An 11,574-nucleotide genomic window follows, 5' to 3' on the forward strand; every position below is an offset into this window, starting at 1 on the left:
GTGTTTCTCATTGCGACTGCTGCGCTGATGGTTGTATTCGTTCAGTCAACGTCCAATCTGTCCCTCGCGTTTTTGATTGGACTATTGCTAGGGGTTACAGTTAATGGATCAGTGGCGGGACTGTTCGCGATGGCGCCAAGCCTTTATGACACTAACGTTCGAACAACCGGCCTTGGGCTGGCCATCGGTGTTGGGAGAGCAGGCGGAATACTCTCTCCTGTAGCGGCTGGATACTTCCTCGACCTGAACTGGGCGCCGGCTTCACTGTATTCACTCTTCGCTCTGGCGTTTGCCCTAGCCATGGTAGTTGTCCTGACCGCAGCAAGAAAGCCCGTGACCGTCCTTTCGGCGGAGCACAATACTCCTACTTAACCGAAGTCGCTCTTCTAAATCAGTTATAGCTTATCTGCCACTCTAAACTGGCTTAGTGCAGCGCTCAAATGAGCGCTGCCTACTCGGCGCTGTCGATCCAACAATAAAACTAAGAATCGGACACATATTTATGCAATCACATAGCTCTGCATCCCACCTCTGTGTCATCCTGTTCACAACAGTGGCTGCCAATGCGTGCGCAAGTGGTTTTATCGAAGACAGCAAAGTATCATTGACAGCGCGGAATTATTATTTTGATCGCGACTTCAAAAAAGACTCACCTTATCCAGCCGCTCGAGAGTGGGCTCAAGGCTTCATTTTCAATGCTGACTCCGGATACACGCCTGGCGTAATCGGTCTTGGCGTGGACGTCACGGGAATGCTCGGGCTTCAACTTGACTCATCGCCTGAACACACTGGCACGCAAATGCTGCCATTCGACCCTCAGACCCGAGATGCGGCCCACGAATTTTCTGAACTGGGTGTCGCTGTCAAAGCCCGGGTTTCAAAAACAGACCTAGCTGTAGGGACGCTATTTCCGACTCTACCCGTCCTGTACTCCAGCTCAGCACGACTTTTGATCCAGAGCTTCCGTGGCGCATACGTTACGTCGGGAGACATACCAAACCTTACGCTCCACGCCGGCTATATTGACCGTGTGAATCAGCGCGACTCTACGGACAATCAGCAGCTTTCGATCGCCAACCCGAACGGTCGTTTCAAGCCAGGACAGTTTTCTGACAAATATACCTTCGCCGGGTTTGAGTATGCTTTCTCACCAACCCTGGACGTAAAATACTTCCACGCCGAGCTAGAAGACATCTACACCCAGGGCTACTTGGGGATAATCCATACTGCACCCATTGGCAACGGCACACTTAGGACCGACTTCCGATTCTTCGATAGTCGAGATTCGGGTCTCTCGAAATCTGGAGAAGTTGACAACAGGAACTACGGGCTAATGGTCACATACCAAACAGGCCCGCATGCCTTCGGCTTAGGCTACATGTATCAAACAGGAGATACTGCTTTCGCTTATCTTTCTGGTGGAGAAGCAACAACTATTAACGAAGGTTCGATGAGCTCTGATTTTGTCAACCCCAAAGAGCGCACTGCCATTGCGCGCTATGATTACAACTTTGCAGCGATGGGGATTCCAGGGCTTAAAGGTATGCTCAGGTATATGCGCGGGTCCAATATCGACCTTCCCGCGATGGGGGGTGATAACCTAACGGAGTCGTCCAAGGACGTGGAACTTTCTTATGTCATTCAGTCAGGGCCGTTCTCCGGCTTAGCGCTAAGAGCGCGTCATGCTTTCTTTCGAAACGACCTATCTGCAGCTGCAACAATGCGAAGCGCAAATGAAACTCGCATCAACATCGATTATACCTGGAAGTTTAAATAACGCTCAGGCGTTAAAATCAGACGCTGCGTCTGCTCTATCACAGAGATTTCAGCTTCCGACTTATCAGCGGCAGTGCAGACAGTGGGGTATCGCTCATGGGTAAGGCTTGTTGAGGTTGGCTGAACGTCAGCACAGGTCAGCTGACCCGTGCTGACTTGATCGGAGAGCCCCTAGCACTCAGGCGTCTGATAAATGCTGGTCAAAAAACTCAACAACTGCCCTCGCTGTTCATCATTCAGTGCCGACGTCGCCTCACGATCGCTCTCCCTTGCAATCCCTTTCAGCTCTTTGAGCAACGCTTCCCCTGCTTTACTGAGGAACAGCCCGTAAGAACGCTTGTCTGGTTTGCAACGTACACGAACCGCGAGCGCTCGCTCTTCCAATTTGTTCAGCATCGGCACGACCTGCGGTGGCTCGATCGCAAGTGCGCGGGCCAGGTCTGCCTGCATCAAACCTGGGTTCTGGGCAATGATCGCCAACGCTGAAAACTGCGCAGGGCGCAGATTGTAGGCCGAGAGCCGAGCTGTGAACTGATGAAAAAGCTTCAATTGAGCTCGGCGCAAAGCGTAACCGATCAATTCCTCGAGTGCCCCATCCTCGGCTAAAAGGGGGGGTGAATCGGTGTCGGTGGTACGTGCAGACCTTGCCATTGGAGGAAGCGTTCTCGAAATATGGATAAGTAATTTACCCAGTTTGCCCGCCTCGGCACAATCTTGCTAGTGCATTGATAGCCATCGCTATTGAACTCGCCGGCGTGGAATAGGAATGTCAGATCACGTTTGACAGCGTAACCATGCTGCTCGCTAGCGGGTGAGGCACCCCATGTGAGGGGAACCTGGCGCAGACAGTGTCATTGTATTGTGCTATCCGACGCCCGCTATCGATCGACGTGTTGCGCCAATCCATGTGGGCGGTCCCTCATTGCCGAATCGTTCTGAAGCCGACGTGCGAGGTAACCATGAACACGGGTTGCGGCTGGCGCGCCGAAGGCCTGTAGCGCATGCAGCGGTCTGCCGAGCATAGGTGCGAGCCACCCTTGATCACCGCCACCGGTACGCCCGGTTCGGCGGGATCGAAGCTATCCGCTAACGCCGGGCCTGGAGGATCGATGATGGCATCGCGCTGGGCGTCGTGGCCCGGTCGATAGCCGCTGCTCGTCAGCTCCCATACATTGCCGCCAGCATCGAAAAGACCGAAGCCATTGGCCGGGAAACAGCCCACTGGAGACGTGCCGGTGAAACCATCTTTCGCCGCATTGTGGTACGGGAACTGGCCTTGCCAGGTATTGGCCATGAGCTTGCCTTGAGGCCGCTCGCTGGGGCCCCAGCTGAAGTCGGCATCGTCCTGACCGCCACGCATAGCGTATTCCAACTGCGCCTCGCTAGGCAGTTCGCGGCCTGCCCAGCGGGCGTAGGCCTGGGCATCGTCCAAGGCGATCTGCACCACAGGGTGATTGTCCAGCCCAGCGAGGCTGCTGGCTGGGCCCTGCGGGTGTTGCCAGCTGGCGCCAGGCACGAATTGCCACCCGGGGCTGAGTACATCAGGCCCTTGCTGGAATACCATCGCGCCCGGTACCCGCAGGTCGTCGGGCAGGGTCGGGTCGTCCGCGACGCTGATACCGCGTTCGGCATGGGTGACATACCCGGTGGCTCTCACGAAGCGCGCGAACTGAGCGTTGGTCACCGGGTGCACGTCGATCCAGAAGCTCGAAACCTTGGCAAGATGTGGGGGGCCTTCTTCGTCATAGAAACGGTTTGAACCAAAGCTGAACTCGCCGCCCGGCACTTGCACCATGCCATCCCGCCAGGGGCCCTGGCGCTGCGCGGGCAGGCCGCTATAGCCTGCGCACAGCAGCGCCGGCGCCGGCGCCTGCGGCCACGCGGCGTAGGCAGCGGCGAGTAGACCGGCGATGAGTGCTGCGCAGCCGGCTACTCGGGCGATCATGGCTGCTTGGCCAGGGCTGGCTTAGGTAGTGCCGGGCTGGCGGGGCGACCGTCGGCATGGATTGCAATATTGCTTCGCTGGGCGTATGCCTTCCAGTCGCGCAGCATGAGCGCTACCTGCTCAGGGTGTGCGGAGGCGATGTCCCGATGCTCACCAGGGTCCTTGTCCAGGTCGTACAGATGCCAAGCCGGCTTGCCGTCGGTAGCATCCCACAGCAGTTTCATCGATCCTTTGCGCAGCGAGGCGCTGCCGTTGATCTCCCAGCCCAAGGCCTCGTCACGAGCATGAATCTGGGTGTCCTTGCCTTGCAAGTAGTCCAGGGCCGAGGTGCCTTGCGGCGGCACAATGTTGCGGTCACGGTATTTGATGCCTGGCATCGGCGCACCTGCCAGTTGCAGCAGCGTCGGCATGATGTCTCGGACACTGGCCATTTCCTTGCTGCGTCCAGCCTTGACGGTGGCCGGATAGTAGACAAATGCCGGCACGCGGATGCCACCTTGGTAAGTGGTCATCTTGTAGCGGCGGCTGGGTAGGGCGCTGACTTGGGCCCAGGCCGGCCCCACCATCAGGAACGAGTCACGACGGCCATAATTCTCCAGGCGATTGTCGAAGTTGGCCTTGATCCAATCGGGGTCGACGCGGGTGGTGTTCTCCGGCCCGTTGTCGGACATGAACAGAATCATTGTGTTGTCCAGCTGGTCGGTCTCGCGCAGGTGTTTCACCAGGCGCCCGACCTGGGCGTCAAGCGCCGCGACCATGGCGGCATACACCTCCATGGTGCGCGCGGAGTGGCGCTTTTGCTCTTCGCTCAGCGAAGCCCAGCTCGGCACGCCTTCCAGTTGCACCTGCATCGGGAAATCAGCCGGTACCAGGCCGGCCTTGCGCTGGCGCTCCAAGCGCTCATGCGCAATGGCCTCGTAGCCTTGGTCATAGCGGCCGCGGTACTGCGCCAGGAATTCCTCGGGGGCTTGCAACGGCCAGTGTGGCGCCGTATAGGCGGCGAATGCGAAGAACGGCTTGTTGCTGGCATTGCCTTGGTCGATGAGATCGATCAGGCGCTCGGTGTACCAGGTGGTGGAGTAGAAATCGTCAGGTAGTTCGATGGGTTCGCCATTGTGGCGGTAAGTGACGCCGTAATTCGGTTGAGCATCCATGGTGGTCTGTTTGAATTGCGCGGCGCCACCTTCGAGCAGGACGTAGGCCTCGTCGAAGCCACGATTTTGCGGCTGCTGCGCCGGCTGCATGCCTAGGTGCCATTTGCCTGCGATGTAGGTGCGATAGCCTGCATCCTTCAGCAATTCAGCCAGGGTCGCGACGCTGGTGCCAAGCACGCCCTCGTAACCGGCACGGACCTGGGCATCGCCGAATAGGCGTTTGCGGGCTTCAGACATCATGCCCAGCCCGGCCAGATGCGGGTCATTGCCCGACATCAGCATCGCACGGGTAGGCGAGCAACTCGGCGCGGCGTGGAAGTCAAGCATCAGGCGGCCATCAGCCAGCAACTTGTCGAGGTTGGGCGTTTGTATCTCGCTGCCCAAGGCCGACAGATCTGAAAAGCCAAGGTCATCGGCGACGATCAAGAGAATGTTTGGCTGTTTAACGATTGGGGCGGCCATCACCTGGCTGGTCCCGAGGATCAGCATGCCGAGAGCGGCAAAGGTACGTGGGCAATTCATCGGAGTGCTCTTGTTGTTGTGTGAATTAGCGTGCGTGTGGAAGCTCAAAATAGACGGTGTTGCTTAAGAAATCCAGAGACAGAGACCAATGGATTCGGGTGAATCGACGGGGAAGTGTGCGATAACCGAACGCTTCCTGATTGGATTCCTGATCCCCCTCTGCTGACCAGTTGACGCCGATATAATTAACAAAAATAATCGCTAACAGAGTTATCCAGTGGCAACAACAATAACAAACCGAGGAAATTCTGATGACGAGGCCGTTCAAGCGGACTTGGGTTCCGTTTGCATTACTTTCACTCAGCCAATGCATCCATGCAGCCAGCCCGCTGGAGGACAGTCGGCCTGGCCGGCCAGGGGCACCCCGCTGGGTCGAGGACTACCGCTTTCTCGACGATCCCGCCAAGGCCACAGACCCTTTCGATGGCCTGCGATACCATCGGCTGTCCGAGTCGGCTTGGTTGCAACTAGGTGCTGAGGCCCGCTACCGGGCCGACGTGCTCGGCAAGCCGTTCTTCGGCCTGCGCGATCTGAACGACGATTCCTATCTGCAGCAGCGGCTGCAAGCCCACGCCGATTTGCATTTGTTCAACGATGCAGTGCGCACCTTCGTCCAGGTGGAGAACACACGCGGGTTCGGCAAAGATGTGTATTCCCCGGCCGACGAAAGCCACAACGAAATACGCCAAGCCTTCATCGATCTCAATTACGACTTGGCTGGAGGCCGCTCCACCCTGCGGGTAGGGCGCCAAGAGTTTGCCCTTGGCGACCATACCTTCTTCAATTATCGCGATGTGCCGAACATCCGCCTCAGCTTCGACGGCATGCGAACGAGCCTCAACCTCAAAGACGGGCGCAAGCTCGATGCCTTTGCCATGCGCCCAGTCACCACCGGCGAAGACAGCTGGGATGACGGTAGCAACAACAGTGTAAAGGTCTACGGTCTGTACGGTACCTTGCCCCTATCGTTGAGCTGGAACTTGGACCTGTTCGCCTTTGGGCTAGAAACTGACGACCGCAGCTTGGCCGGCGAGTCGGGTAATGAGCAGCGCTATACCTTCGGTACCCGCCTGTTTGGCCACCATGATGTGTTGGATTGGAGCTGGAATCTGGCCGGACAGAGTGGCCATCTAGCTAGCGCGCCAATCCGCGCGTGGATGGTAGCGAGCAATAGCGGCTACTCCTTTAACCACCGCTGGAAACCCCGCCTCGGAATGCGTATCGACGCGGCGAGCGGGGACAGTGAACTGGGCGACGGCAAGATCGGCACCTTCGATCCCCTGTACCCACGTAACGGGTTTTACGGGGATGCCAGCCTGACCACATTAAGTAATGCCGTCATAGTTGGCCCGACATTCGGCTTTTCGCCTTGGAGCAAGATCCGTATAGAACCGGCCATTTTCGGTGTATGGAAGCAGCGCGAGGAGGATGGCGTGTATGTTCCCGGCATGAGCCTGTTGGCAGGCACTCGCGACACCGGCCGTCACGTGGGAACCCTTTATCTAGTCAATAGTCGCTGGCAGGCTACGTCCAACCTGACGATGGACTTCAACATCAACTACTTTGACGTCGGCTCGGCCATCAAAGATGCGGGTGGCGACGACTCCTCCTTGGTCACGGTGCGCGCCACTCTCCGGCTCTGACAGACAATTCGGCCCTCTCTGCAGCTCAAGCGTCTGTCTGCATTCGCGAACTTGTGTGTTGCTAGGGCTGCAGGCAGATTATTTTACAGGCGGCACGCGAGCATCTGGGAAGGTAAAAGACGTTCAATCCGTTGTATGCGGGAAATCAGTACCTCACGATCAATTCTTCATTGAGTGCATCCAATTTAATCGATGTTAGCCCCAGTCTGACGATTCCGGTGGGTGAAAAATCAAGTCTTAAATTTTATAATCGCTGGTACTGGCGTTATTCTGCCCATGATGGCATTTATGGCCCAGGTATGACTGGGTTGTCGCCCAGCTATCAAAACGGAGCACGCATACGTCGGTATGCAACCATCGGCAGAATTCCTCTGGCCCATCAACAGGAACCTCGTGGCCTACTTTTCGGCAGGCTATTTTTCTCCCTCCCAGGCCATGAAGGATTCAGGCCTAAAGGAGTCAACCGCATTACGTGCTGAGCTCAACATTATCTACTGAGGCCCACCGTAGTAATGGGTCAAGGCAGTGAATGCTGTGGGCCAGGGCCTCAATGAGGCCCTGATAGCCGCTTCATCAGTAGCTTCGAACCGGACTGAATCAATTGAGGGCCTGTATGCAGCCGCGCGCCTTGCCGCGGCCGTTTGGCGGGCCCAACGTCCCCTCATTATTGTGCATCGGTGCGCTCATGGCAGGGCTTGCGCGGGATTTCAACGTGTTGCTCATCGGGTCTCAGCGTCAGGACCCGAACCCCTGAAGCAGTCACTGCAACAGTGTGTTCGAACTGAGCGGATAATCGGCCATCTCTGGTCACTACAGTCCATCCGTCATCTAGCGTTTTAACGTGCCGTGCGCCTTGGTTGAGCATCGGTTCAATGGTGAATACCATGCCCTCACGGAGCACGAGCCCAGTCCCGGGTTGTCCAAAATGCAGCACCTGCGGGGCTTCATGCATTTCTCGCCCGATACCATGACCACAATATTCACGAACGACCGAGTAACCGTTGCGTTTCGCGTGGCGCTGTATGGCTGACCCTATATCACCCAGACGCGCACCCGGGCGAACCGTGTGAATACCTTTCCACATGGCTTGGTATGTGACCTGGGTCAAACGCTTGGCCAATGGGCTGACCGTGCGTGCCGATCAGGTAAGTTTTACTGGAATCAGCTATGTATCCGTTTTTTTCCAGCGTGATATCGAGGTTCACAATATCGCCGTCTTGCAGCACTCGAGTGGAGGAGGGAACGCCATGGCACACCACCTCATTAATCGAACAGTTCAAAACGAACCCATAACCGTATTGCCCTTTGCTGGCAGGCCGGGCTTGAAGATCCTGCACGATGATGGTCTCGACCAAACCATCGACCTGAAGCGTGGTCATCCCCATGAGCGGGGTGCGGTCGAGCCTTTCGAAGACGGTGGCAAGTAGGCGCCCGGCTTCCGCCAGCAGGGCTATCTCATGGGGGTGTTTGATCATCGTCATAGTGTTGCCAATGGCTCGGCCGAGACACCGGCGCTGCTGAATTCACGCTTCATGATTTCGCTGTAGGACAACGAAGGGTTGGTTTCACATAACATACCGACCTTAATCCAAAACGCTGCTTGTGCGTTAATTGAACGGCACGAGACTTTAGTCGCGCGACGAATCTGTTCGTGTAATTCGTCATCAATGTTGACAATGCCCATCAATGGCTTTCCTGTGAGGTGTGGGCAGATCATATATGAGTCGTATATGAATGACTACTGTCTTGGGATGTGCTTTGGTAGGGCAGCCGCGCCCCTTGCCTACAGAAAAAGTCAGTCTGGCTAGCTGGGCGGTTGGATGCGCAGGGTTTCTCAGGCTCGCAAGGGGATGAAGAGCCATCATCGGTTCATCGCCGTTTGCGCACTGTTGGCGCTCCGGCCAATATCGCAATGGCTGTGGTCGTGGTCGGTGAGGCGGCCACACTCGGGCAGGGTCGTCGCCAGGCGTGTTTCTTCCTCGCTAAACGCCTGGTTGATACGCGAACCGTTGCTGATAAAGTGGGTGCCGTTGTTGAAAGCGATGGAGCCGTTATGCGGGGGCCACTAATCGACCACCAGTTGCGAGTCGCTGATCGATTGGCCACCGGTCCAATCGCTGTCACGCAGGCAGCCAGCTACAGCCTGCGTCGCTTCCATCGGGCTATTTGACAGGTTGAACCAACTGGACGGCGAGGGTAGGGCGGAGGCGCTTGCGCAGATCCGTTACCCGCCGGCATGATCAGTCTACGGGAGCGTTTTGAAATACGTGGCCACTACGAAGCGAGATCGCCGCGCAGCCAAGCAGCCCGAATAACGTCGCGACAATAATCCAACCAAGTCCATTGCTGTAAAGTGGTACGACCGAAGCCAGGAACGCGTCAGTCGCTGCCGGTACCAATTCAAACGCCTTCAGCGCATCAATGGCTCCCATGAGCCCCGCGCCCAGCACTGCCCCGATGTAAACGGATTGATGGCCACCGAAGAGCCTGTTAAGGAAGACGAGTGCGATCAAGGTGATCGCAATCGGGTACAAGAACAACAGGATCGGCGATGCGAGATGCAAAATTGAAGTCAAGCCAAAATTGGTGATCAACAGACTCAGGGCTGTAAGTAAAACGGCCCAGGGTTTGTAACCGACAGCAGGAAACACTCGGCTGAAGTATTCAGCCACCGACGCCAAGCACGCGACGGCCGTGGTCAGTCCTGTCAGCATGATAATCACCGCGAGCATCACCACGCCGGTTTGACCTAGCAATAGATCGACGATCTGGGTGAGTGCTTGGCCACCATTGCTGGAAAGCCCGAGTACAGCAAAGCTGCTTGCGCCCATCCCAGCTAACGACAATTGGACGCAGGCCAAACCAACCACGGCAACGAGTCCTGCCCGCACGAACAGTTTCGATAATTGGTGTGACCCTACGCCGGACCCCTTGGCCGCGTCGAGGAAAATCTTACCGAACACGAATGCGGCCAGCACGTCCATGGTGTAATAACCTTGAGTAAAGCCAAGACTAAAAGCGTTCTCGACGTACTCACCGGTCGGGGCCGAAAAATCCCCGATGGGCCACACGATCGAGGTGATGACGATAATGGTCAACAGAATGATGAAGGTGGGAGTGAGAACGCTGCCGATACGGTCAACAAACTTTTTAGGGTCCAACGACAGGAATAGCGTGACGCCAAGAAAAACCGCGGAGAAAGCCATCAATGGCCAATTCGAGACCTTCAGCGACTCTGTTACGAAAGGGGTCACGGATACTTCATATACGACCGCCGCGGTACGGGGCACCACATAGATCGGGCCCAGCGTAAGGAACAAAAGCATCGAGAAGAATTTAGCAAAGCCAGGGCTGACGCGACTCGATAGGGTGTCGATGCTGCCGCCCGCAATCGACAAGGCTAATATAGCCAAGAACACCAAGCCTACGCCAGTAATCAAAAAACCTGACATGGCCAGCCAGGTGTTCGTGCCTGCGGCTTGGCCTAGGGGCGGGGCGAAGATAATGTTGCCAGCGCCCAAAAACATGGAGAAGAGAAAGAATGAAAGTGCTAGAAAAGTTCTTGCCGTGATCGTGCCATTCATGACGTTTTGCCTCGAATTATTATTAGTTTCCGTACAGGGACTGGCGCTCTATGCCTGAGCGTCAAAATCGGGTAACGCGATAAGCACTGGTGTCGATGCTATCCGCCCCGCCACACATGCGGCTGGAGATGAGTTTTCCAGTGATCGCGGCGAGGGTGAGCCCTGCATGCTGATGACCGAAGGCAAAACCAATTTGCCGATGCGTAGGGTGTGTATCGATAACGGGTAGTGAGTCGGGCAGCGTAGGTCGCATCCCCATCCATTCGCTGGCCGCATTCAAGTGGGTTTCGGTCTGCGGTAACAGGGCGCCAAGGTGATGGCGCAAAGTCCGGTAACGTGCGGGATTCGCAGGAAGCTGCGTGCCACCAAGCTCGCTGAACCCTACAATTCGCAATCCGCCATCCAGCGGAGAAATGAAAACATTTCGATCCGCGGAACAGATCGGGCCGTTTATCAAACCATGCACATTTGCAAGATTCAGGTGATATCCGCGTTCAGCCATAAGCGGAACCTGTAACCCCAAGGGTTCCAGGAGTGTGGCACTGTAGGCGCCCGCGCAGATGATGGCTTTGTCAAAACGGTACTTGGCAAGGTTTGTCTTCACATCCACTCGGCCATTGGACGGACCCAGTAAAAGAACCTTTTCCTGAACGAGTTTTCCGCCAAGCTCAAGGAAACGATTGAATAATGCCTGGCTCAGTGAGTAAGGGTCAGCCACGCGGTGCGCATGGGGGAGCACGACTGCATGGTGCACTCGCCCGCGCAGGGCCGGTTCGAGCGTTGCCAACTCCTCACTGTTGGCAACGTGCGCTTTTATTCCCCAGGCAGAATAGAATTCCTGTTCGGACAGCGCAGACTCGAGGCTGGAGTCTTCCCATACACGCATATAATGTGTCTGCAGCAGATGTGCTGTGAGCCCTTCACGGTTTAACAGATTTCGCCAGGATGGC

General features: G+C 56.4%; 8 protein-coding genes and 2 pseudogenes. 3 read left to right on the forward strand and 7 right to left on the reverse strand.

Features of this window, described 5'->3' with window-relative positions; translation table 11 throughout:
• Both HP546_RS31130 and HP546_RS17910 read left to right on the forward strand, forming a co-directional pair.
• Nucleotides 1-372, forward strand: a pseudogene (locus tag HP546_RS31130) (MFS transporter); the annotation flags it as partial.
• 130 nt (nucleotides 373-502) lie between these two features.
• On the forward strand, nucleotides 503-1,777 hold the full coding sequence (locus HP546_RS17910) for an OprD family porin (protein ID WP_172227956.1): 1,275 nt from the start codon (nucleotides 503-505) through the stop codon (nucleotides 1,775-1,777).
• Between the two features lie 170 nt (nucleotides 1,778-1,947).
• On the opposite strand, the gene HP546_RS17915 is transcribed toward HP546_RS17910, so the two are convergent.
• From HP546_RS17915 to HP546_RS17925, 3 genes are all read right to left on the reverse strand, one after another.
• Nucleotides 1,948-2,427 carry a MarR family winged helix-turn-helix transcriptional regulator gene (locus tag HP546_RS17915; protein ID WP_172227958.1) on the reverse strand — a complete coding sequence of 160 codons (480 nt, stop codon included), beginning with the start codon at nucleotides 2,425-2,427 and terminating at the stop codon, nucleotides 1,948-1,950.
• A 268-nt stretch (nucleotides 2,428-2,695) separates the two neighbouring features.
• Entirely contained in the window at nucleotides 2,696-3,721 is a 1,026-nt protein-coding gene (locus HP546_RS17920; protein ID WP_172227960.1) for a formylglycine-generating enzyme family protein, read from the reverse strand.
• Nucleotides 3,718-5,397, reverse strand: coding sequence for an arylsulfatase (locus tag HP546_RS17925; protein WP_172227962.1), 1,680 nt, complete (start codon nucleotides 5,395-5,397; stop codon nucleotides 3,718-3,720). The genes HP546_RS17920 and HP546_RS17925 overlap by 4 nt, the downstream gene beginning before the upstream one ends.
• A gap of 251 nt (nucleotides 5,398-5,648) precedes the next feature.
• Between HP546_RS17925 and HP546_RS17930 the strand changes: the two genes are divergently transcribed.
• Nucleotides 5,649-7,040, forward strand: coding sequence for an alginate export family protein (locus HP546_RS17930; RefSeq protein ID WP_172227964.1), 1,392 nt, complete (start codon nucleotides 5,649-5,651; stop codon nucleotides 7,038-7,040).
• 664 nt (nucleotides 7,041-7,704) lie between these two features.
• Here the strand turns inward: HP546_RS17930 and map are convergent.
• The 4 genes and pseudogenes from map to HP546_RS17955 all read right to left on the reverse strand — a co-directional run.
• Nucleotides 7,705-8,515 (reverse strand): annotated as a pseudogene (gene map, locus HP546_RS17940) (type I methionyl aminopeptidase).
• A gap of 2 nt (nucleotides 8,516-8,517) precedes the next feature.
• Nucleotides 8,518-8,724, reverse strand: coding sequence for a ParD-like family protein (locus HP546_RS17945; RefSeq protein ID WP_172227970.1), 207 nt, complete (start codon nucleotides 8,722-8,724; stop codon nucleotides 8,518-8,520).
• Nucleotides 8,725-9,280: 556 nt separating this feature from the next.
• Nucleotides 9,281-10,624, reverse strand: a complete 1,344-nt coding sequence (gene brnQ, locus HP546_RS17950) for a branched-chain amino acid transport system II carrier protein (RefSeq protein ID WP_172227972.1) — start codon at nucleotides 10,622-10,624, stop codon at nucleotides 9,281-9,283.
• 61 nt (nucleotides 10,625-10,685) lie between these two features.
• Nucleotides 10,686-11,574, reverse strand: an 889-nt coding sequence (locus HP546_RS17955; protein ID WP_172227974.1) for an FAD-binding oxidoreductase, incomplete at its 5' end; no start/stop codon positions are given.

It is taken from the genome of Pseudomonas sp. CM25 (assembly GCF_013179705.1).
Taxonomy (GTDB): Bacteria; Pseudomonadota; Gammaproteobacteria; order Pseudomonadales; family Pseudomonadaceae; genus Aquipseudomonas.